Source organism: Streptomyces sp. NBC_01439 (assembly GCF_036227605.1).
GTDB lineage: Bacteria > Actinomycetota > Actinomycetes > Streptomycetales > Streptomycetaceae > Streptomyces.
In genome coordinates this window covers 521,505-546,458 of sequence record NZ_CP109487.1, presented here as the reverse complement: position 1 = coordinate 546,458, position 24,954 = coordinate 521,505, and the positions used below count along the sequence as shown (strand labels likewise).

General features: G+C 72.5%; 21 protein-coding genes. 10 read left to right on the top strand and 11 right to left on the bottom strand.

The annotated features are described in order from the left end of the window. Nucleotides 1–85 precede the first annotated feature (85 nt). On the top strand, nucleotides 86–1,561 hold the full coding sequence (locus tag OG207_RS02565; RefSeq protein ID WP_329095455.1) for a carboxylesterase/lipase family protein: 1,476 nt from the start codon (nucleotides 86–88) through the stop codon (nucleotides 1,559–1,561). Here the strand turns inward: OG207_RS02565 and OG207_RS02560 are convergent. Continuing rightward, on the bottom strand, nucleotides 1,539–2,819 hold the full coding sequence (locus tag OG207_RS02560) for an alpha/beta hydrolase (RefSeq protein WP_329095453.1): 1,281 nt from the start codon (nucleotides 2,817–2,819) through the stop codon (nucleotides 1,539–1,541). The genes OG207_RS02565 and OG207_RS02560 overlap by 23 nt on opposite strands. A gap of 317 nt (nucleotides 2,820–3,136) precedes the next feature. Beyond that, complete coding sequence (locus OG207_RS02555) at nucleotides 3,137–3,823, bottom strand: GNAT family N-acetyltransferase (RefSeq protein ID WP_150261243.1); 687 nt, start codon at nucleotides 3,821–3,823, stop codon at nucleotides 3,137–3,139. 541 nt (nucleotides 3,824–4,364) lie between these two features. Here OG207_RS02555 and OG207_RS02550 point away from each other — a divergent pair. The 3 genes from OG207_RS02550 to OG207_RS02540 all read left to right on the top strand — a co-directional run bounded on the left by OG207_RS02550 (nucleotide 4,365) and on the right by OG207_RS02540 (nucleotide 6,975). Further along, complete coding sequence (locus OG207_RS02550) at nucleotides 4,365–4,775, top strand: VOC family protein (protein ID WP_329095451.1); 411 nt, start codon at nucleotides 4,365–4,367, stop codon at nucleotides 4,773–4,775. A gap of 33 nt (nucleotides 4,776–4,808) precedes the next feature. Further along, nucleotides 4,809–5,492 (top strand): (2Fe-2S)-binding protein, encoded by a 684-nt coding sequence (locus tag OG207_RS02545; RefSeq protein ID WP_329095450.1) that lies wholly within the window; start codon nucleotides 4,809–4,811, stop codon nucleotides 5,490–5,492. Between the two features lie 88 nt (nucleotides 5,493–5,580). Further along, nucleotides 5,581–6,975, top strand: coding sequence for an alpha/beta hydrolase family protein (locus tag OG207_RS02540; RefSeq protein WP_329095449.1), 1,395 nt, complete (start codon nucleotides 5,581–5,583; stop codon nucleotides 6,973–6,975). A 20-nt stretch (nucleotides 6,976–6,995) separates the two neighbouring features. On the opposite strand, the gene OG207_RS02535 is transcribed toward OG207_RS02540, so the two are convergent. Continuing rightward, on the bottom strand, nucleotides 6,996–8,768 hold the full coding sequence (locus tag OG207_RS02535; protein WP_329095448.1) for a S8 family peptidase: 1,773 nt from the start codon (nucleotides 8,766–8,768) through the stop codon (nucleotides 6,996–6,998). A gap of 265 nt (nucleotides 8,769–9,033) precedes the next feature. Then, nucleotides 9,034–10,440, bottom strand: a complete 1,407-nt coding sequence (locus OG207_RS02530; protein ID WP_329095446.1) for a cation:dicarboxylate symporter family transporter — start codon at nucleotides 10,438–10,440, stop codon at nucleotides 9,034–9,036. A 105-nt stretch (nucleotides 10,441–10,545) separates the two neighbouring features. Between OG207_RS02530 and OG207_RS02525 the strand changes: the two genes are divergently transcribed. Together OG207_RS02525 and OG207_RS02520 are read left to right on the top strand one after the other, a co-directional pair. Next, entirely contained in the window at nucleotides 10,546–12,162 is a 1,617-nt protein-coding gene (locus tag OG207_RS02525; RefSeq protein WP_329095444.1) for a sensor histidine kinase, read from the top strand. Next, nucleotides 12,159–12,872, top strand: a complete 714-nt coding sequence (locus tag OG207_RS02520) for a response regulator (RefSeq protein WP_329095443.1) — start codon at nucleotides 12,159–12,161, stop codon at nucleotides 12,870–12,872. The genes OG207_RS02525 and OG207_RS02520 overlap by 4 nt, the downstream gene beginning before the upstream one ends. On the opposite strand, the gene melC2 is transcribed toward OG207_RS02520, so the two are convergent. Beyond that, nucleotides 12,818–13,675, bottom strand: a complete 858-nt coding sequence (gene melC2 / locus OG207_RS02515) for a tyrosinase MelC2 (RefSeq protein ID WP_329095442.1) — start codon at nucleotides 13,673–13,675, stop codon at nucleotides 12,818–12,820. The genes OG207_RS02520 and melC2 overlap by 55 nt on opposite strands. Continuing rightward, nucleotides 13,672–14,058, bottom strand: coding sequence for an apotyrosinase chaperone MelC1 (gene melC1, locus OG207_RS02510; RefSeq protein WP_329095440.1), 387 nt, complete (start codon nucleotides 14,056–14,058; stop codon nucleotides 13,672–13,674). Before melC1 ends, melC2 begins: the two co-directional genes overlap by 4 nt. A gap of 489 nt (nucleotides 14,059–14,547) precedes the next feature. Between melC1 and OG207_RS02505 the strand changes: the two genes are divergently transcribed. After that, nucleotides 14,548–15,939: a glutamate decarboxylase gene (locus OG207_RS02505; RefSeq protein ID WP_329095439.1), complete on the top strand. Its 1,392-nt coding sequence runs from the start codon at nucleotides 14,548–14,550 to the stop codon at nucleotides 15,937–15,939. Nucleotides 15,940–16,011: 72 nt separating this feature from the next. After that, the gene (locus tag OG207_RS02500; protein WP_329095438.1) at nucleotides 16,012–16,920 is read left to right on the top strand and encodes an NAD-dependent epimerase/dehydratase family protein; all 909 of its coding nucleotides are present in this window, start codon (nucleotides 16,012–16,014) and stop codon (nucleotides 16,918–16,920) included. A 107-nt stretch (nucleotides 16,921–17,027) separates the two neighbouring features. Here the strand turns inward: OG207_RS02500 and OG207_RS02495 are convergent, their stop codons facing one another. Next, nucleotides 17,028–18,659: a sigma-70 family RNA polymerase sigma factor gene (locus OG207_RS02495; RefSeq protein ID WP_329095437.1), complete on the bottom strand. Its 1,632-nt coding sequence runs from the start codon at nucleotides 18,657–18,659 to the stop codon at nucleotides 17,028–17,030. A gap of 138 nt (nucleotides 18,660–18,797) precedes the next feature. After that, the gene (locus tag OG207_RS02490) at nucleotides 18,798–19,577 is read right to left on the bottom strand and encodes an IclR family transcriptional regulator (RefSeq protein WP_329095435.1); all 780 of its coding nucleotides are present in this window, start codon (nucleotides 19,575–19,577) and stop codon (nucleotides 18,798–18,800) included. A 142-nt stretch (nucleotides 19,578–19,719) separates the two neighbouring features. Between OG207_RS02490 and OG207_RS02485 the strand changes: the two genes are divergently transcribed. Continuing rightward, nucleotides 19,720–20,421, top strand: coding sequence for a bifunctional 4-hydroxy-2-oxoglutarate aldolase/2-dehydro-3-deoxy-phosphogluconate aldolase (locus tag OG207_RS02485; RefSeq protein WP_329095434.1), 702 nt, complete (start codon nucleotides 19,720–19,722; stop codon nucleotides 20,419–20,421). Between the two features lie 2 nt (nucleotides 20,422–20,423). Further along, nucleotides 20,424–21,416 carry a PfkB family carbohydrate kinase gene (locus tag OG207_RS02480; RefSeq protein ID WP_329095433.1) on the top strand — a complete coding sequence of 331 codons (993 nt, stop codon included), beginning with the start codon at nucleotides 20,424–20,426 and terminating at the stop codon, nucleotides 21,414–21,416. On the opposite strand, the gene OG207_RS02475 is transcribed toward OG207_RS02480, so the two are convergent. The 3 genes from OG207_RS02475 to OG207_RS02465 all read right to left on the bottom strand — a co-directional run bounded on the left by OG207_RS02475 (nucleotide 21,413) and on the right by OG207_RS02465 (nucleotide 24,640). Next, a complete protein-coding gene (locus OG207_RS02475; protein ID WP_329095432.1) occupies nucleotides 21,413–22,624 on the bottom strand; it encodes a serpin family protein in 1,212 nt (403 codons plus the stop codon). The two genes, OG207_RS02480 and OG207_RS02475, sit on opposite strands and share 4 nt — an antisense overlap. An 81-nt stretch (nucleotides 22,625–22,705) precedes the next feature. Further along, nucleotides 22,706–24,031 carry a glycoside hydrolase family 18 protein gene (locus OG207_RS02470; RefSeq protein ID WP_329095430.1) on the bottom strand — a complete coding sequence of 442 codons (1,326 nt, stop codon included), beginning with the start codon at nucleotides 24,029–24,031 and terminating at the stop codon, nucleotides 22,706–22,708. A gap of 108 nt (nucleotides 24,032–24,139) precedes the next feature. After that, nucleotides 24,140–24,640: a hypothetical protein gene (locus OG207_RS02465; RefSeq protein ID WP_329095429.1), complete on the bottom strand. Its 501-nt coding sequence runs from the start codon at nucleotides 24,638–24,640 to the stop codon at nucleotides 24,140–24,142. Between the last annotated feature and the right edge of the window lie 314 nt (nucleotides 24,641–24,954).

Here is a 24,954-nt window from a genome sequence, read left to right as displayed (position 1 = left end):
TGGGCCCGGTCACGCCTTGTCACCCGTTGGACGGCTGTGCGACGGTGCGACGGTGTGACCGGCACCGTCATCGCAGGAGGACGAGATGAGCGCAGAGGGTGCCGCCGACGACCGCCGACGGCCGCGGGTCAGGACGGCGGCCGGAGTCGTCGAGGGTCGGTGCGGGCCCGGGGGGACCGCCGTCTTCAAGGGCGTCCCGTACGCGGCCCCGCCCGTCGGAGCCCTGCGCTTCGCGGCGCCCGCGCCCCCGACCGCCTGGGACGGCGTACGAGATGCCGCCGCCTACGGGCCGACCGCGCCCAAGGTGCCCTACCCGGACACCTTCGCCGCCCTGCTCCCCGACCCGGTGATCCTCGGGGACGACTGCCTGAACGTGAACGTGTGGACCCCCGACCCGGCCCCCGGAGCCCGGCTGCCCGTCATGGTCTGGATCCACGGCGGGGCCCACACCCGCGGCTCCGCGGCCGTTCCCGTGTACGACGGCTCCGCCTTCGCCCGCGACGGGGTCGTGCTCGTCTCCTTCAACTTCCGCCTCGGCGTCCTCGGTTACGGACTCTTCCCCGATGCCCCCGCCAACCGCGGCCTGCTGGACCAGATCGCTGCCCTCAGCTGGGTCCGCGACAACATCGGGGCCTTCGGCGGGGACCCCGACCGGGTCACCGTCTTCGGCGAATCCGCCGGGGCCATCAGCGTCGGCGCCCTCCTGGCCGCCCCGCGCGCGGTCGGCCTCTTCCACCGGGCGGTCCTGCAGAGCGGGGCTCCCGAGGCCCTACCGCGCCCCCGGGTGCGCGCCATGGTCCGGCGGATGGCGTCGCTGCTGAAGGTGGAGGCCACCGCCGCGGCTTTCACCGCGGTCTCCCTGTCCGACCTGATGGCCGCCCAGGCGGCCGTCCTGCGCAGATCGGGTCCCCTCCTCGGTGGACCCGCCTTCGGCCTGGTCACCGACCCGGACACGGTCCCGGCCGACCCCCTCGACACCCTGTGCGCCACGACCGCCTCCGGCGAGGTGCCGCTGCTCCTCGGCTGGACCCGGGACGAGTACCGGCTGTGGCTCGCCCCCACCGGAGGAATGCGGCTGTTGGACCGGCTCGGCCCGCTCGCCGTGGCGCTGGCCCGCGCCCGCTCCGGCAAGGACCGGGCGGCCGTACGGGCGCTGCGCGCCGCGCTGCCCGCGGCGAGCCCCGCCGAGGTGGCCGGACAGTTGCTCACCGACGGGCTGCTGCGCGACCCGCTGCGCCGGCTCGCCGGGGCGCGGCGGGTGGCGCCGAGCTTCCTGTACGAGTTCGGCTGGCCCTCCGGCGTTCCGGGCCTGGGGTCCTGCCACGCCCTGGAGTTGGGCTTCGTGTTCGACACGCTCGCCGTGCCGGAGGCCGCCTGGTTGGCCGGGCCGGACACCCCGCAGGAACTGGCGGACGAGATGCACGCGGCCTGGGTGCGGTTCGCGGTGACGGGCCGTCCGGGATGGGCGGCCTGGAACGGCGACGGCCCGCCGAAGGTGTTCGGCGGGCCGGAGCTCGATGGTGCGGGGGAGCCGGTGGTTACTCGACGGGCCCTTCCATGACCTTGCTGATGTACTGGACCGGTCCTTCGCCCATGTTCGGCACATAGGTCTTGGCGTTGTGCTGGCCGCCCTTGATGACCTTCAACTCGGCGTGGATGGGGCCCTTGTTGCCGTAGGTGGCGACGAACTTCTGCACGTCGGGCAGGGTCTTCTTGTTGTTCTCGCTGTCGCCGACCTGGAAGGCGAGGTAGACCTCGGGACCCTTGGTGTCGATGAGCTGCTTCGCCAGCAGCTCCGGGTTGTTCTCGGCCTTCTCCTTGTCGTGGCCCTTCCACAGGGAGGAGTCCGGGACGACGTCCGGGCCGGAGGCGATCACGGCCTTGAACTTGTCCGGGTGCTTCAGCACGGCCTTCAGACCCGCGAAACCACCGGTCGAGGAGCCCATGAAGGCCCAGCCGTCACGGGACTTGACGGTGCGGAAGTTCGCCTTCATCAGGTCCGGGACGTCCTCGGTCAGCCAGGTGCCCATCTTGGGCTGGCCGGGGATGTCGGAGCCGTCCCAGTAGATGCCCTTGTCGTCCGGCGCGGGGTTGAGGACCGGCATCGCCAGGATGAAGGGCTTGCTCTTGCCCTCCGCGTACCACTTGCTGATGCTGGTCTGGAGGCCGAGGTCGGTGCCCATCCAGTAGTTGCTGGGGTAACCGGCGCCGCCCGGCAGCGCGATCATGACCGGGAAGCCGCTCTTGGCGAACTTCGGGTCGTTGTACTCCTTGGGGGCCCAGACCCAGACCTTGCCCTTGAAGCCGGACTTCTTGCCGTCCAGGGTGGTGACGGCCACGTGCGTGCCGTCGGGGAGGGTCATCGTGTTCTTGAACTCGGCCGCCGGCCCGGTCGGCATGAGCATCTTGGAATTCGGCGGCGGAGCGTCGTTCTTCTTGCCGCCCCCCGCGGGCGCCTGCCCGAAGGAGACCGAGGAACCCTTGTCGGTGAACGGGGGTATCTCGTAGTGGTTCAGCACGAGCGCGGCTATGCCGGCGAGGGCGAGCACGGAGGCCCCCGCTATCAGCCAGCGGCGCCCCCGCGACCTGCGGCGCGGCGGCTCGGGCTCCTCGTAGTGGCCCTGCTGCCCGTACTGCGGCTGTTGGCCGTACTGCTCCTGAGGTGCGTACTGCGCCTGCTGTCCGTACGGCTGCTGGGGACGGCCGGGCTGCGGCTGCTGTCCGTACGGCTGGCCGTACTGGTCGCCGTGGGGCGGCTGCGGGATCTGTCCTTCCGGCCGGTACGGCTGGTACTGCTGCCCGTCGGGTGCGTACGACATGTGCGGTGGCTCTCCGGCTGGTGCTGCCCCAGGGGGGCGGGGTGGTCTGACTGCTGGGTCCTTCCGTTCGAAGGATGAACGAAAGCATGTCAGGGTTCCGCACTTTCCCTACTTTTGGGGTCCCCGGGGGGAGGCCATTGCCCGGGGCCCGTGCGCCCGGTGGAGTGCACCGAGTCGCCCCCGTCCGTACCCGGCTCGTGTGCAGGTCGCTGCCCCGCACACGGACCCGGCCCCCGCCCCGGCCCTCCTCGGCTGAGGAGGCCGCGGCGAGGGCCGGGGCTGGAGCGCGTGCCGTCCTTCCGTCCGGCCGGGCGCGGTTACGCGGGGATCAGGGTCTTGCGGCGCCGCTTGCGCTGCGCACCCGCCGACAGCCTCAGTTCGATGATCGACCGCACGGCCGGCCACTCCTCGTCGAGGATCGAGTAGAAGGCCGTACTGCGGACGGCGCCGTCGAGCCCCCGCGAATGGGCCCGGCGGACCCCCTCGCAGGTGAAGCCCAGACGTTCCATGGCGGCCCGCGACCGACCGTTGCGCGCATCAGCGCGCAACGAGATGCGCCGTACCCCCCAGGTCTCGAAGGCATGGCGGAGCATGAGCAGCTTCGCCTCGGTGTTGATGCCGGTTCCCTGGGCGCCCGGGGACAGCCAGGTATTGCCGATCTCGGCGGCATCGGGGATCGCCGTCGCCGGATCGCCGAACGGGACTCCGGGCACGGCGGGCCAGACCAGAGGCCCCTGCCAGTAGTCGAGTTCCAGGAACCGGGTCGAACCGACGACCCGCCCGTCGGTGGCTCTGACCACCGCGAACGGGAGCGATCGACCCGCTGCCTGATCGGCGAGGGCACGTTCGATGTACTCGTGTGACGCCTGCACCCCGTGGGGCACGGGAGTGAAGGCGTAAGTCGTACGATCCTCGGCCCCGGCCACGGCCAGAGCCTCGGTGTGGTGGGGGGCGAGGGGCTCGAGCCGCACGGTGCGGCCCGCGAGGTGTACGGGTACGGGCACGGAGCCTTCGGTCCTTCTGGGCGGTGGGGTGGTTGCACAGTCTGCGTCCATGACGTCGCCCCCCGTGCAAAACACGAGTGAAAGGCAACCGGCTGTCAGGTGAACGCGAGTGGCTCAATGTAGCTCCTTAAAGTCCTCTCTTGAACCCCCAATTTGGCAATGGCGTGACACTGATTTCCGGGGACTTGGGTCTGTGCCCCGGAGGGCCCGTAATCATGATCGACGGACATCCCTCCCACCGCACGGCGTGGGCCCCCCAGACGGCCGTCCCGGCGGCCGCCGATTGCCGTTCAATCATGTCTGACCTGCGGTGATGCAGAGAGAGTCGACCGGCCCCGGGCAGGGCTCCGCTCGGGGCTCCCGCGGACCGGGTCGTCGTTCCGCCGACCCGCCCGGCCATCGAACGCATGGTCGTCGGTGGTGTGTCCATGAGCGGTCGGATCACGGGGGAGGCACCACTGCGCCACCCGGGTCCGGTACGGCCCCCGCGGAGCCGCCGTAGAGTCGGATCGGGGTGCTTCATCCGTCGAGGAGGGCGTTCATGCTGCGAGGGTTTGCGACGATCAACTTCTGGGCCGACGACCTGGAGGCCGCGAAGGCCTGGTACACCGAGCTCCTCGGGACCGCCCCGTACTTCGAGCGGCCCGGATACGCCGAGTTCCGCATCGGCGACTACCAGCACGAGCTGGGCATCGTCGACCGCCGCTACGCCCCGCCGGGCGCGGCGAAGGACCCGGGCGGCGCGGTGGCGTACTGGGTCGTCGACGATCTTCCCGCGGTCCGCGGGCGGCTCATGGACCTGGGAGCGACGGAGTACCAGCCGGTAACCGCGCACGGCGACGCCGGCTTCGTCACGGCGGCCGTCACCGACCCCTTCGGCAACGTGCTCGGCATCATGCGCAACCCGCACTACCTGGAGGTCCTCGAAGGAGCGACCCCGGACCCGGCCTGACCCCGGTCCCGCCCCGCTGAGATCATTTCGGGTATGGACGACGTACTGCGGCGACTGGCCGCCGTAGGACCCTTCTTCACGATCCCCTCCGGGAAGGAACCGCCCGGCCCCGGCTTCCGGCCGCTCACGGCGCTGTACGGGGAGCAGCTCGGGCCGTACGTGGCCGAGGTCGGCCGGCGGATCGGCACCGGACCGGGCCGGGTGGCCGCCTCGACCGCACAGTTCGGGATCGTCTCCCGGCTCTGGTCACTGGGGCTCGGCTGCGCGGCACTGGCGGGCCGGGTGCCGGACCTGGCAGCCGACCGGGTGTGGTGGCGGCTGCCGGACGCGGGATCGCTCCAGCTGTGGCTGCCCGAGCCCGGCCCCGGCCTGCCGGCCGAGGCGCTCGGGGAGAACGTCCTGGGGAACCTGGCCGTGCTCGACGAGGGACTGCGCGAGTGCTTCGGGGTCTCGCCGAAGGTCCTGCGGGGGAACGCGGCGTCCGGGCTCGTCGGGGCGCTGCGCGTGCTGATCGACCGGGTGCCGGGCGGTGCGGCCGTGGAGCTGGCGGGCGCCCTGCTGGCCGATGGCGGAGCACTGGCGGGCACCGGCACCTTCATCCACGAGGAGGGGCTCGGGGTGGCGTTCGTACGGCGCAGCTGCTGCCTCTACTACCAGGTCCCCGGAGGCGGGCTCTGCGGCGACTGCGTGCTGCGGGCCGGGCGGCGCACGGCCTGACGGCCCCGGTCGACGCGCGCGGCCGTTCGGAGCAAGGGAGGGCGCGCCGCGCCCGGGCCCGCCACGGGCCCGGCGTACGGTCCGCTGCATGACCGCTCGTACGCCGTACCAGCCCTCCGCACTCACCCGCCGCGCGGCTCTGACCGGGCTCGCCGCGGGCGCCGGGGCGCTCGCCGTCGGGGGCGGGGCCCGCACCGCGGCCGCCGCGCCCGAGCCGACCGCCCGGGCCGTGGATCCCACACCCGGAGCGATGAAGCTCTTCGACGATCCCGGCTTCAACTTCGCGGGCCTGCTGGCACTCGGCGCCGCCGGCATGCGCGCCTCCGAGGTGGGCGAAGTGCTGACCGCGGTCAATGCCATCAACGCGGCGGGCCTGTCCGAGCAGACGTTCAGCGACACCTTCCGCGCCTGGGGGGACCGGCTCGCCGCGCCCCCGGCCGCCGGCCGGCACGGCCACGGCGCCCCCTCGCAGACCCGCCGCTTCCGGTCCCTGCGCGCCGCCCAGTACTACGCCCAGGCACTGTTCTACGTGCTCGGCACCGATCACCCCGGTGACGAGGAGGCGGTCTACCTGGCCGGGCGGGGAGCCTGGGACACCTTCGCGGGGCTCTGCTCACCGGCCGCCGTCCGCGCGAAGGTCCCGTACGGCAAGACCCACCTGCCGGTCTGGTTCTTCCGTCCGGACGGTCCCGCCGAGCCGCGCCCCACCGTGATCCTCACCAACGGCAGCGACGGCCAGAACCTGGACATGTGGACCTACGGCGTGGCCGCCGCCCTCGGCCGGGGCTGGAACGCCCTCGTCTACGACGGACCGGGCCAGGGGCAGCTGCTGTTCGTGGAGGAGATCCCCTTCACCACCCGCTGGGAGAAGGTGGTCGGCCCGCTCATCGACTGGTTGGAGCGCCGCAAGGACGTGGACAGCGGCCGGATCGCGCTCACCGGCCTCAGCATGGGCGGCAACCTGGTCGCCCGCGCCGCCGCCTTCGAGCGCCGGCTCGCCGCCGTCGCCTGTCAGCCCGGCTGCGTCAGCCCCTGGCTGGGATTCGACGCGGAGCTGCGCGCCATCGTCACCCCCGACAAGGAGGAGACCAACCGGGTCTGGAACGAGGAGGTCGTTCCGCAGCTGACGCCGGAGCTCGCCTTCACCGTCAAGAAGCGCTTCGAGATCTTCGACCGGCAGGCCCTGCGCCAGGCCCGCGAGGGCATCGTGCTCACGGACGTCTGGACCCCGGCGCAGGTGGCCATGGGCCTCGACGTCACCAAGGTGGTCGGGAGGATCAAGGCCCCGACGCTCGTCCTGGACTACGACTTCGAGCTGTTCTACCCCGGCCAGCCGCAGCAGATGTACGACCTGCTCCGCACGCGCCGCGAGTACGTGAAACTGACGGAGGCCACCGGGGCGCAGTTGCACTGCTCCCCGATGGCCCCGCAGCAACACTGCGACGTCGTCTTCGACTGGCTCGCCGACGTGCTCCAGCGCTAGCAGAACGTCCGGAGGACCTCCTAGAAGGTCAGGTTCCAGGAGTCGACCTTGCCGGTGTCGCCGCCGGCGTTGTCGTTGACCCGCAGCTTCCAGGTGCCGTTCGCGACCTCGGAGGAGGCGTTCACGGTGAAGACCTGGTTGATGTTGTCGGTGCTGCCGCCCGCGCGGTTGTGCACGGTGTAGACGGTGCCGTCCGGCGCGACCAGGTCGACCTTGAGGTCACCGATGTAGGTGTGCACGATGTTCACGCCCACCTTGAGGGTGGCCGGGGCGTTGCCGGTGACACCGCTGACGGTGATCGGGCTCTCCACCGTGGTGTTGTCGCCGATGGCGACGTCACCGGTGTTCTCGAAGTACTTGCCGGGCGGCGGGGTGCTGCCGACGGCCTTCAGCGCGTCGACCTGGCCCTCGCCGAAGAAGCCGTTCTTCGCCGTGGTGCCCTTGCAGCGGCTGTCCGACGGGCAGGCGACATCGCCCGCCTGGGTGGCCAGCTTGTCGCGCAGCTGCGCCGGGGTGATGCCCGGGTTGGTGCTGGCCAGCAGGGCCGCCACACCGGCGACGTGCGGGGACGCCATCGACGTACCGCTCATGGTGCCGTACTTGCCGCCCGGCTGGGTGCTGTAGATGCCGACGGTGTCGCCGCCGGGGGCCGTCACGTCGACGACGTTCAGGCCGTAGTTGGAGTACGAGGCCTTCGCGGTGGTGCCCATCGCCGAGACCGTGACCACGCTCGGGAGCTCGGTCGGGATGTCCAGGCAGGCGTTGGTGATGGTGCGGGTGACCGGCGTCGAGTCGTTCGGGCTCTCGGTGTCGGTCGTCTTGTTGGCCAGGTCGATGTTGGAGTTGCCGGCCGCGGCGACCTGGAGCGAGCCCTTGCCCTCGGCGTACTCCTGGGCGCGCTTGACGCCCTCGATGATCGCGGCCTGGTCGGCGTTGTCCGGGCAGTTGAACTGCCACGGGTCCGTGTAGTAGCTGTTGTTGGTGACCTTGAAGCCGTGGTCACCGGCCCACATGAAGCCGCAGACGGTGTTCTCGGCGAAGAAGAGCGAGGAGCCCGGCTCGGCGATGCGCACCGAGGAGATCTTCACGCCCGGAGCCACGCCGATGACGCCCTTGCCGTTCTTGGCGGCCGCGACCGTACCGGCCACGTGCGTGCCGTGGGTGCCGACGTCCCGCCAGGCGCCCGTACGGGTGTCCGGCTTGCCGTAGGCGCAGGACGCGGAGTCCGCCGCGTTGAAGTTCGGGGCCAGGTCCTGGTGCTGGTCGTCCACACCGGTGTCCAGGATGCCGACCTTGACGGAGGCGGAACCGGTGGTCACGGCCCAGGCCTGGTCGGCCTTGATCTGGGTCATGTCCGCGCGGACCGGCTCGCCCGAAGGCGTCGTGGCCTGCGTCGGGTTGGCGGGCAGCGCCGGGTTGTAGGCGTCCGCCGGTACGTCCGAGGTGCGGGTGGCGCCGACCTGCTGGACGCCGCTCACACCGCGCATGGCGGTGGCGAAGGAGCCGGACGCGGAGTGGGCGACGATCACGCCGATCGCGTCGTAGTACTGGAACACCGTGCCGCTGTTCGCGGTGACGGCGCTCCGCACCGCCGTGGTGTCACCGGGGGCGGTGATCACGAGGTAGGCGCGGGTACCGGCAACCCAGGTCGCACTCTGGGAAGTCGGGGCCGCAGCCTTGGGGGCCGCCGCGGGGGCGGGGGCCGAGGAGCCGCCGGGCGAGACCGGGGCGGTGCCGGCGAGCGCGGCGGGAGCCCCGAAAGCCAGTGCCGCGCCGAGCGTGGCGGCCAGCACGAGGGTACGTCGAGGTCGGCTGGATATGTGGGGTATCAATGCGTCCTCCGAAGACCCGGTGGTCAGGCCGGGTCGAACGAAACGAGTGGTGGACGCAAGATGTCATGCACACAGCCTGTTACGGAAGTACCTTTTACAGCCTGGGGGTTCGGTTATCGGTGGCCGAATGCCGACTATGGGTGCACGTGCGGAGAATGCGGCGGGCCGACCGGGCTGGGCACCGTGGGGGCGAGCCCTGCCCGGTCGGCCCGTGGGGGCGCGCCGGCTAGACCGGCACCCCGTCCTTGGGAGTGGCCGAGGGCTGCGGTACGGAATTCGGGGTTCCGTCGGAGCCGTCGGCCGCGGCGGACGGTGCAGGCGCGTCCTGCTGCGGTGCCCCGTGCCCGTCGTCCACCAGCGTGCTCTCGTCGAACGGCAGCCTTCCTGCGAGGACTTCGCGAGCGCGCGCGTGGTCGAGCTCCTTCGTCCACGTTCCGATGAGCACCGTTGCGACGGCGTTGCCCGCGAAGTTCGTCAGGGCCCGGGCCTCGCTCATGAACCGGTCGATGCCCACGATCAGGCCGACGCCGTCCACCAGTTCCGGCCGGTGCGACTGCAGTCCGCCGGCGAGGGTGGCCAGGCCCGCGCCGGTGACCCCGGCCGCGCCCTTCGAGGCGATGATCATGAACAGCAGGAGCGAGATCTGCTCGCCCAGCGCCAACGGCTTGCCCATCGCCTCGGCGACGAACAGCGAGGACATCGTCAGATAGATGGCCGTGCCGTCCAGGTTGAAGGAGTATCCGGTCGGCACGGTGATCCCGGTGACCGGCCGGGAGACCCCCAGGTGCTCCATCTTCGCGATCAGCCTGGGCAGCGCCGACTCCGAGGAGGAGGTCGAGAGGATCAGCAGGAACTCCCGGCCCAGGTAGCGCAGCAGGGCGAAGACGCTGACCCCGGTGCACACCCGGAGCAGCGTGCCGAGGACCACGAACACGAAGAGCAGGCAGGTCGTGTAGAAGCCGATCATGATGACGGCGAGGGACTTCAGCGCGTCGATGCCGGTGGCCCCGACCACCGCCGCGATCGCCCCGAAGGCGCCCACCGGCGCTGCCCACATGATCATCGCGAGTACCCGGAAGACCATCTTCTGGACGTGCCCGATGCCCCGCAACACCGGCTCGCCCGCCGCGCCCATGGCCTGCAGCGCGAATCCGCAGAGCAGCGCCACCAGCAGCGTCTGCAGCACCTCGCCCCCGGTGAAGGCGGACACCAGCGTGGTCGGAATGATCCCGAGCAGGAACTCCGGTGTGCTCTCGGCGCCGCCCGCCTTGGCCTGCGCCGCGCCCGCACTGCGCGCCGCGTCGGTCAGGTGCAGCCCGCTGCCGGGGTCTAGGAGGTTGCCGACCAGCAGGCCGATGGCCAGCGCCACCGTGGACATGACCATGAAGTAGCCGAGGGCGAGCCCGCCCACGGCACCCACCTTGGCGGCCTTGCGCACGGATCCGATGCCCAGCACGATCGTGCAGAAGATCACGGGCGAGATCATCATCTTGATGAGGTTGACGAAGCCTGTGCCCAGCGGTTTGAGCTCCACGGCCACGCCGGGGGCGGCGAAGCCGACGGTGATGCCGAGCAGCACCGCGCCGATCACCGCGATGTAGAGATAGTGCGTTCTGTCGCGCCTGGCGGCCACGATGCCTCCTGGTGGTGAAGTCGTCCGGGGAGACCATCGCCCAGGGCTGTGACCCCGGTCACCCTTGCGTTCATTGAGTTCACGACCCGGTGCACACTGAGCGCCATGTTCCGCTTCCCCCGCCCCCCGCGCAGCCTCGCCGGCCAGCTCTTCGCCATGCAGGTGCTGCTGGTCGCCGTGGTCGTCGCGGGCTGCGCCGTCTTTGCGTACGCCACGGCCCGCGGCCAGGCCGAGGAGGCCGCCCGGCGCCAGGCCGGGGCCGTGGCCCGCGCGGTGGCCGACTCCCCGTCCGTACGCGAGGCCGTACGGGGGGCGGTGCACGGAAGCGACCCGTCCACCCTGCTCCAGCCCTACGCGGAGCAGGTCCGCGCGGACTCCGGGGTGGCCTTCGTGACGATCATGGCCCCCGACGGGCGGCGCTGGACCCACCCGGATCCGCGCCGGATCGGCGAGCCCTTCATGGGCAACACCGCCCCCGCGCTGCGCGGCGAGACCTTCAGCGAGACGTACACCGGCACCCTGGGCCCCTCCATCCGCGTGGTCACCCCGCTCCAAGACGGGGACCGGATCATCGGCTTGGTCAGCGCGGGGATCACCGTCCGCGCCATCAGCGACCGGCTCGCCGCGCAGCTCTCCGCCCTCGTCTGGGTCGCGGGCGGCGCGCTCGCCCTCGGCGGCGTGGGCACGTACGTCGTCAATGCGAGGCTGCGCCGTCACACTCATGGCATGAACGCGGCAGAGCTCAGCCGGATGTACGACTACCACCAGGCGGCCCTGCACGGGGTCCGCGAGGGGCTGCTGATGCTCGACGGGCAGCGCCGGATCACCTTGATCAACGACGCCGGACGTGAACTGCTGGGTCTGCCGGGAGAGGTCACCGGCACCGGGGTCGCCGACCTCGGTCTGCCGGCCCCGCTCACCGGGGCCCTGCTCGCGGACCGGCCCCGGGTGGACGAGGTGCACCTGACCGCGGAGCGGGTGCTGGTGGTCAACAGCTCGCCGGTCGCGGGCGGCGGCCGCCGGGGCACCGTGGTCACCTTGCGCGACCACACGGAACTGCAGGCGCTGACCGGCGAACTCGACCACGAGCGGGGCTTCACCCAGGCGTTGCGCTCCCAGGCCCACGAGGCGGCCAACCGGCTGCACACCGTGGTCTCGCTCATCGAACTCGGCCGTGCGGACGAGGCGGTCGACTTCGCCACCGCCGAGCTGGAACTCGCCCAGGCCCTCACCGACGAGGTGGTCACCGCGGTGGGGGAGCCGGTGCTGGTGGCGCTGCTGCTGGGCAAGGCCGCCCAGGCGCACGAGCGGGGCGTCGAACTCGTCGTCACCGCCGACAGCCGCAGTCTCGCCGAAGGGGGCGGGCTGCCGCCGGCCCGGGACCTGGTCACCGTGCTCGGCAACCTCATCGACAACGCGGTCGACGCACTCACCGCCGTACCGGGGGCCCGGATCGCGGTGACGCTGCGGCCCGAGCCGGACGAGCTGCTGCTGCGGGTCGCGGACAACGGACCCGGACTGCCCCAGGGGGTGGACGTGTTCCGCCGGGGCTGGTCCGGCAAGGGCGAGGGCCGCGGCCTCGGCCTCGCGCTGGTCCGGCAGGTGGCGGAGCGCTACGGCGGCGCGGTGGTCGCCGCGCAGGGCCCGGGCGGTGGCGCGGAGTTCACGGTCCGCCTGCCGATCGCGCCCGCACCCGTTGCGGACCCGGGAGGCCCGCGATGAGCGGGGGCGGGGTGCGCGTACTGATCGTCGAGGACGACCCGGTGGCCGCCGACGCGCACGCGCTCTACATCGGCCGGGTGCCCGGCTTCACCGCCGTCGGCGCCGTCCACTCGCTCGCCGAGGCCACCCGGTTCCTGGAGCGGACCCGCGTCGACCTGCTGCTCCTGGACCTCGGCCTGCCCGACGGACACGGCCTGCGCTTCGCGCGCGGGCTGCGCGCCGCCGGACATCCCGTCGACGTGATCGTGGTGACCTCCGCGCGGGACCTGGCAGTGGTCCGCGAGAGCGTGTCCCTCGGCGTCGTCCAGTACGTCCTGAAGCCGTTCGCGTTCCCCACCCTGCGCGAACGGCTCCTGCGGTACGCCGAGTTCCGCCAGACGGCGGGCGAGGCGGCCGGCCAGGACGACGTCGACCGGGCGATGGCCGCGCTGCGCGCACCCCGCCCGGCCGAGCTCCCCAAGGGGCTGAGCGCGCCGACCCTGGACCGGGTCGCCGCACTGTTGCGGTCAGCGCCCGAGGGGCTGACCGCGGCGGGGGCGGCCGAGGCGGCCGGGATCTCCCGGATCACCGCCCGCCGCTACCTGGAGCACCTGGTGGACACCGGCCGCGCGGACCGCACTCCCCGGTACGGTCAGGTCGGCCGCCCCGAACTGCACTACCGCTGGCTGGCGGCGGCGGGTGCGGCCGCCGGTTCGGTGTCGAAGGTGTAGAACTTCCGGTGGTCCAGCATGTCCGCCGGGGTCACGTTGTTCCAGGGCCGCATGGTGTCGTTCAGGTCGACGACGTTCTGCGTGCCCGCACCCGGCAGGTACGTGGACTGGGGGTGCTTGGCCTGCCAGTCGGCCCACAGCTTGTCGATGAAGGCGTGGTGCATCCAGAACACCGGGTCGTTGGGGGAGACCCCGGTGGACATCTGCCCGCCGACCCACACGTGCACCCGGTTGTGCAGGTTGGCTCCGCGCCAGCCCTCCAGGTTGTTGCGGAAGCCGTTGGAAGAGCTGTTCCAGGGCGCCATGTCGTAGACCGGCATGGCGAGTACGGCGTCCACCTCGGCCTTCGTCGGCAGCTGGGCGACGGCCGCGCCGAGGTCGCGGCGCAGGTAGGCGCGCCCGTCCACCCGCACGTTTATGTTCCACCTGCCCGTCGCGTACGCGAACGGTCCGTCCATGACCTGCCCGTCGCGGGCCCGCCCGGTGCCGCCGAGGAAGTCGGCGGCGAACAGGGAGGCGCGAGAGGTCCGGTCCACGGTCCAGTCCCAGTACGGGAGCGCCACGCTGGCGTCCACTTTCTGGAGCGCCTCCTCGAACTCCAGGAGGAAGCGCCGGTGCCACGGCAGGAAGGAGGGGGAGCGGTGGCCGACGCGGTTGCCCGAGTCGGTGTCGCTCATGATGAAGCCGTTGTGGGTGGTGACGAAGCGGTCGTAGCTGCCGTTGCGCTTGAGCTCCAGCAGTGCCGAGGTGAAGGCGCGCTTCTCCTCGGGGGTCAGCGCGGCCTGGTTCTTGCGGACGGTCATGCCGCACCTCCGAACGGAACGAGGGCGGCGCCCTGGAGATCGCGGACGGCCGCGCGCGCGAGCAGCTTCGGGTCGGCGAAGGTCTCGTAGTGGTTGATGACGCTGATCCAGGTGCCATCGGCGTTGCGCATGACGTGCAGTTCCTTACCGTCTATTCGGACGGTGGGCTGGCCGGGAGAGTGGTGGCCGCCGTGGTGGCCGCCACCGCCGGCGGTGATCTGGATGCGACGGCCCTGGTAGACCTCGTCGACCGTGCCCGGGGTGGTGGGCTCGGAGGGGGTCGCGGCGGCGTTCGTGGCGCCCGCGGCAGCGGCGGTCAGGCCGAGGACGGTGAGGGCACCGGCAGTCGTCCCCAAGGCCTGACGGCGAGTGATCTTCTTCATGGTCCGAAGAGGTATCAGGGCCCGGGAAGGGGTTGGCCTGTATCCGGACATGCAGCGATAAGTTGCCGATAGAACAAGTTGGATGATCTTCCGGTTCGGAGCGACTTTAGGGGTCTGTACGGGAAGATCTACGGGGCGAAGCCTACTGGACGGTAATTTCTCCTGAGCAAGGGGGGCGCTATGTGCGGGGTCACACTGCAGAGTCGGCTGGAAGCAGAGCGTCAGACCCGACCCGGGCGCGTGCCGGGTGACTTCGGGGTGAATGCGGTCGGGACCTCCGGTGGACCCTCGATGTCGGGACCCCTGTCGAACTCCTCGCCGACCGGCGGACCCTCCGCACGGGACGCGCGCCTCCAGGCCCGCGACTGACCGCCATGACCGGGTGGAGAACGGCCGGGCTGCGCCGGCGACTGCGGCGCGGGCCCCGTTCCGGCCCGCGCCCCGTCCGTCCTGCCCGATAAAGATCTCTTCTGCGCCTATAGTCCCGATATGGCTCTTCACGAGACGAAGGACGCACGCGCCCAGGACGCCGACACGGACGTGTTCGCGTCCACGCTGAGCGGCCAGATCCTCCCCAAGTACAAGATTCCCGAGGGCCACTCACCCACCGAGGTCGTCTACGAACTGCTCCGAAACGAGCTGCTCCTGGACGGCAACGCGGCCCAGAACCTGGCCACCTTCTGCACCACCTGGTCGGACGAGGGCGTGCACCGCCTGATGAACGTTTGCCTCGACAAGAACATGATCGACAAGGACGAGTACCCGCAGACCGCCGAGATCGAGTCCCGCTGCGTCAACATCCTGGCCGACCTGTGGAACGCCCCCGCCGGCACCACCGCGGCCGGCTGTTCCACCACCGGTTCCAGCGAGGCCGCCATGCTCGGCGGCCTCGCCCTCAAATGGCGGTGGCGCGAGCGCCGCCGCGCCGCGGGCCTGCCCGCCGACCGCCCCAACCTGGTGTGCGGCCCGGTCCAGATCTGCTGGGAGAAGTTCGCCCGCTACTTCGACGTCGAACTGCGACAGGTCCCGATCGAGGCCGGCGCCACCGGCCTGCAGGCCCATCAGCTCGCCGAGTACGTCGACGAGAACACCATCGGCGTCGTCGCCATCCTCGGCGTCACCTACACCTGCGACTACGAGCCGGTCGCCGAGATCGCCGCCGAACTCGACCGGATCCAAGCCGAGCACGGCTGGGACGTTCCCGTCCACGTGGACGGTGCGAGCGGCGGGTTCGTGGCGCCCTTCCTCCACCCCGACGTGGTGTGGGACTTCCGGCTGGAGCGCGTCGCCTCCGTCAACACTTCCGGTCACAAGTACGGTCTCGCGCCGCTGGGGGTCGGCTGGATCGTCTGGCGCACCGCGGACCTGCTCCCCGCCGACCTCGTCTTCAACGTCGACTACCTCGGCGGCGACATGCCGACCTTCGCCCTCAACTTCTCCCGCCCGGGCGGCGAGATCATCGCGCAGTACTACCTGTTCCTGCGCCTGGGCCGGGCCGGCTACCGGCGGGTCCAGGAGGCCTGCGCCGACACCGCCCAGTACCTCGTCCGGCAGATCGCCGACATGGGCCCCTTCACCCTCCTCTACGACGGCCAGGGCGCCCTGCCCGCCGTCTCCTACAAACTCGCCGACCCGGACACCACCCCCTTCAACCTCTACGACCTCTCCGACCGCCTGCGCATGCGCGGCTGGCAGGTGCCCTCGTACCCGCTGCCCGCCGACCGCGACGACACGGTCATCCAACGCGTCCTCGTCCGGCACGGCGTGACCCGCGATCAGATGGCCCTGCTCGTCACCGACCTGCGCGCGGCCGTGGAACACCTGACGGCCTCGCCCCCGCCCGAACCGGCGGCCGCCCCGCGGTCCGGCTTCCACCACTGACCCGCGCCGGGGTGTGACGCGGGTCGCACCCCGGAGGCGTCACGTTCGCCGGGGGCATCCGGTCCTCCGGGTATGAACGAGACCAAGAACGTACTGCTGGCCGGGGCGAGCGGAGTCCTGGGACGCCACATCACCGGAGCGCTCACCCGCGCCGGCCACACCGTGATCGGCCTCGGCCGCGGAGCCGGGGCCGGGGTACGGGCCGACCTGATGGACCGCGACGGTCTGCTGCGGGCGGTCAAGGGCATCGAGGTCGACACGGTCGTGCACGCGGCCACCGCCCTGCGCACCGCACCGATGCGGCACAAGGACATGTTCGCCACCGACGACCTGCGGGTGACCGGCACCAGGAACCTCATGGAGGCCGCCCGTGCGCTCGGCGCCCGCCGCGTCATCGCCGAGTCGATGGTCTTCGGCTACGGCTACCGCGACTTCGGCGACCACGTGATCACCGAGGACACCGACCCGTTCGCCCCGACCGGCGACCGCGCGGTGGAACGCCACCTCGAAGGCATGCGCGTCAAGGAGGAGCTGATGCTGGGCTCCGACGGGATCGAGGGCATCGCCCTGCGCTTCGGCCTCTTCTACGGCGCCGGAGCCACCGAGTCGCTCGCGCGGATGCTGCGCCGGCGCAAGGTACCGGCGGTCACCGACCACGGACGCGTACTGCCCTGGGTCGACCTGGCGGACGCCGGCCGTGCCGTGGCCCTCGCCGTCGAGGGCGGTCGCCCCGGGCGGGCGTACAACATCGTCGACGACACCCCGACGGGATTCGGCGCGCACGTCCGCGAGGTCGCCGAGGCGTTCGGCACCCCGAAGCCGATGAGCGCGCCCACCTGGCTGATGCGCCCCTTCCCCTACGCCCACCGGATGGTCACGACCAGCATGCGCGTGTCCAACGCCCGGGCCCGGGCCGAGCTGGGCTGGGCGCCGGACCACGCGGACTGCGCCGAAGGGCTGCGCGCCCTCGCCGGAAGCTGACCGGGCCGACCTCCCTCGATCAGCCGGTCCCGGAGAAGCTGCGGGGCCCGCGGCCCTGAAGGGCGGGCCCGGCCCCACCGGGCCGGGCGACCGCTCCGTACCGCTTCCTACCGCGCGCCGAAGTTCTGGGTCCACCAGGGGCCGCCCGAGCCCTGGTGGATGCCCACGCCGATGTCCTTGAAGGAGCAGTTCAGGATGTTCGCCTTGTGGCCCGGGCTCTTCATCCAGGAGTCCATGACCGACTGGGCCGTCTGCTGGCCCCGCGCGATGTTCTCCCCGTACGTCGACCAGCGGTAGCCGGCCGCGGTCGTCCGGTCGCCCGGGTCCTTGCCGTCGGGGCTGGTGTGGTCGAAGAAGTCCCGGGCCGCCATGTCGTCGGAGTGCCCCTGAGCCGCCGCCCGCAGCTGCGGGTCCTCCTTGAGGGGGCCGCAGCCGGCCGCCGCCCGCTCGCTGTTGACCAGGGCCACGACCTGGCCGGCCACGCCCGACGGCGGGGCGGGCGCCGGCTTGGCCGCCGAAGCCTTCGGGCTGGGGGACTTGCTCTTGGACTGCGTCGGGCTCGGGCTCGCGGACGGGCTCGGCGAGGCGGAGGCCGACGCGGACGGCGACGGGGACGCGGAGGGGGAGGCCGACTCCGAGGGCGGAGCGGTGGATTCGGTCGCAGCGAGCGCCGCCAGCGGGGTCGCGGGCGCGGCCGCGCCCTCCTTCGTGTCACCGGAACCCGGCAGCCCCCCGAGGTACACGAGCCCGCCGCCCGCGACGCAGGCGGCGAGCACCGCGCCGCCGACCACCCGGCGGCGGCTCTGCCGGCGCTTGCGCAGCGCGCCGCGGCCGGCGCCGCCCACGTCGGCTATCGGGGTGAGCTGGGTCGCCGCGTCGTCGAAGCCGCTGCTGACGCCCCCGTCGTAACCCTCGGCGAAAGCCACGCTCACGGGGGCGAAGCCGGTCGCCCCCGCCGCCTTCACCCCGGCGAGCAGGGCCGCCGAGACCGGTACCAGGGCCAGACCGGCCAGCAGGCCCTCCGCCGGGACCAGTCCGCTCCACAGTCCGGAACAACGTACGCATTCACGGGCGTGCCGGGCTATTCGCTTGCGCCACAGCGCCGAGGGCTGCCCGTCCCAGCCCGCCATGACGGTCCGCAGTTCCTCGCACGCCGGATGGGTGTCCAGCGCGCGCTCCACCACGCGGGCCGACTCCAGCTGCGCCTTCATCCGCTGCACCCGGACCGCCGTGTGCTGCGGGGTCAGCTCCAGCGCGCCCGCCACCTCCGCCCGGGTCAGTTCCCCTGCGCACTCCAGCCACCACAGCGACAGCAGCGCCCGGTCCTCCGGCTCCAGCCAGCGGGTGGCGCGGGCCGTCTCGCGCCGCTGTCCGGCGAGCTGGAGGCGGGTGACGGTCAGGTCGACGAAGTCGGCACCCGGGTCGGCGACGTCGCTCGCGGCCTCCAGGGTGCTCTCGCCGAAACCACTCTGCCGGGCCTGCCAGTGCGCCCGCACGCGGTTCATGGCGATCGCCACCAGCCAGGACCGGAAGCTCTCGTCCACGCGCAGGCCGGCCAGCCCGTCGAGCGCCCGCAGCATCGTGTCCTGCACCACATCGTCCACGTCGCAGGACCCGTTGAGGGCCCGCCCGACGATGTTGTAGACGAGCGGGAGATGGGTGCTGACGAGCTCGTCCTGCGCGCGGGGGTCGCCCGCGCGAGCCGCTGCCACGAGCGCTGCGGTGTGCTGAGTAGTCATGTGATGTTCCCTGTCCGTACCGGCGGTCGATGATGCCCGACACATGGGAGACCGTCGACGGGGGCGTCGATAACAGTTATCCGAAAGAATTTTCCCGAAGGGTTTCCACGGCCTTCCACCGGGGCCCTCCCTCGGGGTTCACAGCAGTGGAGCCAGGGCCTCCGCGGCCGCGCGCAGAGCCGGTGCGTACGCCTCGAGCTCCTCGCGGGAGACCAGGAACGTGACGGTGGTGACGCTGACCCCGCCGACCGGCCGGCCCGCCGGACCGGGGATCGCCGCGCCGATGCAGCGGATGGTGGGCTCGTTCTCCTCGTCGTCGACGGCGAAGCCCCGGGCGCGGACCGTCGCCAGTTGGGCGTGCAGGGCTCGTGCGGTCGTGAGCGTGTGCGGCGTCCGGCGCGGCAATCCGGTCGTGCCGATCAGTTCCCGTACCTCCTCGGCGGGCAGCAGGGCCAGGATGCTCTTGCCGATCGCGGTCGTGTGCAGCGGCATGCGCATGCCGACGCGGGAGGCCGTCCGGAAGGGCTGGTCCTCGCTCTCCAGCTTGCGGACGTAGGTGACGGTCCGCCCGCTGTGCAGGGCCAGATGGACCGTTTGGCCGGTGGCCCGCCGGAGTTCGCCGAGGACGCGGCCGATGCTGGCCGGTTCCCCGGCGTCGACCAGGGCGGACAATCCGCGCAGCCGCGGCCCCACCCCGTACCTGCTGTCGGCCTCCTGGCGTACGAAGCCCTGGTCGATCAGCGACGCCAGGATGCGGAAGGTGCTCGACTTGGGCACCGCGGCCGCCGCCGTCACATCGACGAGTCGGTGCGGGCCGCCCGGCGCGGCCACCGCTTCCAGGACGCGCAGGGACTTCTCCAGGGCGGAACCGGCCGCGGAGGTCCGCCCCGCGCGACCGCCCGCTGCTGCTTCATCCATTGACACGAGCGCTCCCCGCATGGGTAGGGTCTAGACCACATGGTTCCGCGATACAGTACGCCGTTCCACTACGTGGAACAAGCGGGGGAGTGAAGGGGAGGGTCCGTTGCCCGACAACCCGTCAGGCCACCCGTCAGGCCGCATGCCTGGCCATCCGTCAGACCACCTGTCCGGCCGACCGTCGGACGATCCGTCCGGCGACCCGTCGGGGCACCTCTACGCGGTGCTGGCGGCCCAGCGCGTGCTGCCCGTGCTGCGCAATGCCGATGCCGACGAGGCCGTCCGCCACACCACCGACCTGCTCGCCACCGGCTGCCGCGCGGTCGAGCTCACCACCTCCACCCCCGGCTGGGCGGCCGCCGTGACCCGCACCGCCGCGCTGAACGACGTCCACGGCCGTCCGGCGCTGATCGGCGTAGGCACGGTCACCACCACCGCACAGGCGGAGGCGGCCCTTGACGCGAGCGCCGCCTTCCTGATCTCCCCCTACCCCGCCCCCGCGGTCCGCGCGGTGGCCGTGCGCCGCGAAGCCGTCTTCATCGAGGGCGGGTTCACCCCCGGCGAGATCGCCGCCGCCGTCCGGGCCGCCGGAGCCGCCAAGGTGTTCCCGGCGCACGTCGGCGGCCCCGGGTTCGTGCGCTCCCTCCGGGCCGTCCTGCCCGGGGCGGTGATCGTTGCGACCGGCGGCATCCGGCCCGCAGAGGTACCGGACTGGCTCGCCGCCGGCGCGACGGCCGTCGGGATCGGCGACGGCCTGCCGTCCGACCCGGACGAACTCGCCGCCGTGTTCGCCGGCGCGGCCACGCCGTGCTGCGGATCCTGCGACACCGCTGCGGGGCACTGACCGTGGCCGCAGGAGCCGACCTGCACTACGACGTCCTCGTACTCGGCGAGGTCCTGGTCGAGATCCATGCGGGCACCGCCCTGCGCGGGGCCACCGACGGCACCCCGGCCCGCATCTCCTACTCCGGGGACGCCCTCAACGCGGCGGCCGCCGCGGCCGCGGCCGGCGCCCGTACCGCCCTGCTCGCCGTGGTCGGCGACGACGAGCTCAGCGTCCCGCTGCTGGACCGGGCCGCCGCACTCGGCGTGGACGTCTCCCACGTCCGCCGCGCCCCGCACCCCAACGGCGCCTACCTGCTCTCCGCCGACCCCGACGGCGACCGCGAGTTCGTCTACTGGCGCACCCACAGCGCCGGATCCACCCTGGGACCCGGGCACGTCGCATCCTGGCGGGACCTGCTGACCGGCTGCGGAGCGCTCGTCACCAGCGGCATCACCGGCGCCCTGTCGCCGAGCAGCCGCGCCGCCGTCCTGGCCGCGGCACGGTGGGTGCACGGGGCGGGCGGGCACGTGACGTACGACCCCAACTTCCGGTCCCGGCTGACCGGACCGGCCGAGGCCCGGCAGCTGCTGGCCGAGATCGCACCGCTGACCGGGCTGCTCAAGCTCTCGTGCCCCGCCGATGCGCGGGCCCTGGTGGGTACCGCCGACCCGCGCGCCGCCGCCGTCCGCTGCCGCGCGCTGGGTGCCCGCACGGTCGCGGTGACCGCGGGCGCCGACCGGCTGTTGCTGGACGACGGCACCCGGGCGGCGTACCTCCCCGTGCCGGTCGATCCCGAGCCGGTGGACGCGACCGGTGCGGGGGACTGCTTCACCGGCACCACCACCGCCCGGCTCGTCCTCGGGGACGCCCTCGCGGACGCCGTGGCGCACGGCGCGGCCGCCGCCTCCCTCTCGGTGTCGGGCCGCGGCGGCACCGGGCGCGTCCCCGCCTTCGGCGAGACGGCGGCGCTGGCCGTCGCCCACCGCCGGTCCGGCCGGGCGGCGGCGGGCTAGAAGTCGTCGGCGTCGGGCTCGGGCACATAGGCGTCGGGTTCGGCGACCCAGCCGGCCGCCAGCACCAGCCGCGAGGTCCGGTGGACTGCCAGGAACCCGAACGGCCTGTCGAAGTGCACCTCGGCCCGGCGGGCCCGGTACCTGGGTCGCGCCGGCGCCGCGCAGCCCACCAGGCCGAAGGCGGTGACGGCGGCGGCCTCGAAGCCTTCGGCATCGAACCGGGCCAGCGCGGTCTGCCGGGCCGAATCGACGGCCAGCGGCCGGGAGCTGACGCCGGGGAAGTGGCCGCGGTCCGTGTCGGTGGCGGTCTCCAGCCCGAACAGTCGGGCGTGGTCGAGGAGGTCGTGCTCCGACCGCACTTCGAAGGCCACCGTCTGGATGCCCAGCCGGGGTTCGGGGGAGTCGGCGGCCACCGTGCCGACCGCCAGTCCCGGACCGGGGCGCCCGTCGGGGAGCAGGCTCACCGCCGTGGCGGGGAGGGCCCTGGTGATGGCGGCGATCCCGGTGGTGAGCGTGCCGCCGGCCGGCTCCCCGGGCTCGCCCAGCACGAGGTGGACGTCCACGCCCGCTGCCCCGACGACCTCCAGCAGGGTGACCGCACCGGTGGGGCCGTGCGCCACCCGGACCCGGTCGAGCAGTGAGGTGCTGCGGTACAGCATGCGCACGCGGCGCCCGGCCCACGGGCCGGTGTGCGGCTCCCCGCCCCACTCGTCGAACGGCTGGATCCACCGCAGCCGCAGCGCGAGCGCGGAGGCCAGGACCATCAGGGTGTCCTCGTCCAAGGCCACCGGCATGCGCTCGATCAGCCCGTCCGTCCGGTCCGACGCCCATGCGTCGAGCGCCTCGGCGTCGGCGTCCGGGTCCCCGGTCAGCGTCCCCCGGGCGTCGGCCGGGAGCTTCGCCGACCAGTCCCCCTCCAGTGGGAGCCCGGCATCGGTCCACAGGCCGGTCGCCGTCCGAAGGCCCCGTACGCCGGCCAGGGCGGCCAGCAGCTCGCGGGCGGCCCGGCCCGCGGCATCGGCGGGTATGCCCAGGGCCTGCTCCAGTTCGGCGCGGGCCGGGCCGCCCGAGCCGTCCGCGAGCAGGGCGAGCAGCGGCCATAGCCCGGCCGCGGTGAACACGGTGCCCGTGTTCCCGTCCGGGACCTGCGCGGCCGCGGCCCAGCGCGTCGTGAGCCGATTGACCGCCCGTACCGTCGAGTTCCTCATGCGGGGGAGCGTACGTGGAGGGGCGCCGCCGGGCCGGATGGTTTTCCGCGGCCCGGCGGCGCTGGTCAGGGGCGGCCCGGATCAGCGGCCGCGCAGGCCCCGGTCGACGGCCGTCATCAGCCCGCCGTCCGCGGTGTCGGCGTCGAGGGACCAGAACATGGCACCGCCGAGGCCGTGTTCGCGGATGTAGCCGGTCTTGGCGCGCAGCACCTGGGGGTCGTCGTACGTCCACAGGGTGGTGCCGTCGAAGAGCCAGGCGTGGCCGTCGCGCCGGTCCCGGTGGATCGTGTAGGTGCCGGAGTCGGCCAGCTTCTTCAGCGCCTTGTAGTCCTCGTACCCGGCCGACCAGGTGGCCGGTGCCGGGCCCGTGGCGGGCTGCCCCATGCCGTCCCCGCCACCGCTGACGCCGGTCCAGCCCTGGCCGTAGAACGGCATGCCCATCACCAGCTTGTCCGCGGGCGCGCCGCGCCGGAGCCAGGCGTTCACGGTCCCGTCGACGCTGAAGTCGCCCCGGGCGCGCAGCGCGGACTGCTGGGCGGTCCTCGGCTCGCCGGAGACGTGGAAGTCGTAGCCCTGCAGGGTCACGAAGTCGAGGTCGCGCATGATCCGGCGGACGTCGAAGCCCGCGTCGATCTTGGCGGGGGCGGTCGGGACGAAAGCGGTCAGCTCGTACCCGGTCTTCCTCTTCTGGCTCCGCGCGTACGCGTCGAGCTGTGTCCGGAACTCCCTGACGAGCGCGGTGAAGTTCTGCTTGTCCTCGGGCCGGTACTTCGTGTCGGTGTCACCCGCGGAACCGGGCCACTCCCAGTCGAGGTCGATCCCGTCGAACACGCCGGCGGCCGCTCCGGCTCCGCCGCGGGCGCCGTCCTGGGGCAGGTTTCCCTTGATGTAGAGGTCGATGCAGGACTCGACGAAGGCCTTGCGGGAAGCCGGGGTGAGCGCGGCGTCCGAGAAGTGCGTGGACCAGCTCCAGCCGCCCAGCGAGATCAGCACCTTGAGGCCGGGGTGCCTGGCCTTGAGCTCGCGCAGCTGGTTGAAGTTGCCGGCCAGCGGCTGTTCCGCGGTGTCGGCCACCCCGTCGACGGAGTTCGCCGCGTCGAGCGGGCGCACGTAGTCGGCCCAGGCGTCGGCCTCGCCGGGCACGTTCCCGGTGAAGCACCTGCCCTGCGCACTGACGTTGCCGAACGCGTAGTTGATGTGGGTGAGCTTGCCGGCGGAGCCGTTCGCCTCCAGGTCCTGGACCTGGAAGTCCCGTCCGTAGACACCCCATTGGGTGAAGTAGCCGACCTTCTTGTACGGACGGTCGTGGCCGCCGTCGGCCTGCGCGGCGGCAGCGGGCGCGAAGGCGGTCAGCAGGGAGAGGGAGAAGGCGGCGACGGCGAGCCTGCCGAGCATGCTGCGGCGCATGGGCTTCCTTTGCGGATGCGGGGAGCGGGGTGTGTGCGCGTGCGCTGTGCATGCCGGAAACTATTGGTCTGGACCAGAGTGGTCAAGAGGGCGGCCGAAACCAGCCCGCTACGGGAGCGGCAGGCTCCACTGGCCGACGTCGTCGGCGAGGCCGGTGTTCAGGGCGAACTGAACCGCGGCCGGGTCGGCGTCCGCCGGGATCCGGAAGGTGATGAAGCCCTCCGCCGTGCCGCCCGGATCGAGGTCGACGGTCTCGGGGAAGGCCGGCCCGGCGGTGGTGGGGACGTCGTCGCCGGTGTATCGCCGCCCGGCGGAGTCCAGCAGGTGCGCGGCCGGCGCGGGGGAGTCCTGGTAGCCGGAGGTCCCGGTGTTCTCCAGGCGGAAGCGGGTCGCGACGAGCCGGTCGCTCCCGGCGGGCTCCGGCCCGGCGGGGGGCGCCGGGTCCACCACCTGCGTCAAGGTGACGTCGAGCCGCTGGCCGGGCCCTTTCCCGGAGAGGGAGATCGTTTCGCCCGAGCCGCCCGGGGCCGTGCCCAGCAGGACGGGTGCGAGGAGCGCGAGCGCGAGGAGCGAGCCCCGCACCCGCCCCGGGCGACGACTTCGGGGCATGACGGAACCTCCCGCTCCACGGGTCCCCTCACCACGATCCTCCCGACCCCGCGGTCCCGCCACCCACGCCGTCGGTGTCGTCGGTGTCGTCGGAAGGGAGGAGACGAAGGCGTGCCGCCGCCAGGCGCTCCGCGTAGTCCGCCGCGAAGATTTCGGGGAGGGCCGTATCCAGCGTTCCGGCGGTCCGGTGGATGGGACCCACACCGCCTCGTCCGCCACGGGGCGGCTGAGGTGCGTCATCTGCACCGTGCGTCATCTGCACCCCTCCAGCCGGTCCGACAGGACCAGGGCCTCGTCCCGGGTGAGTTCGATGG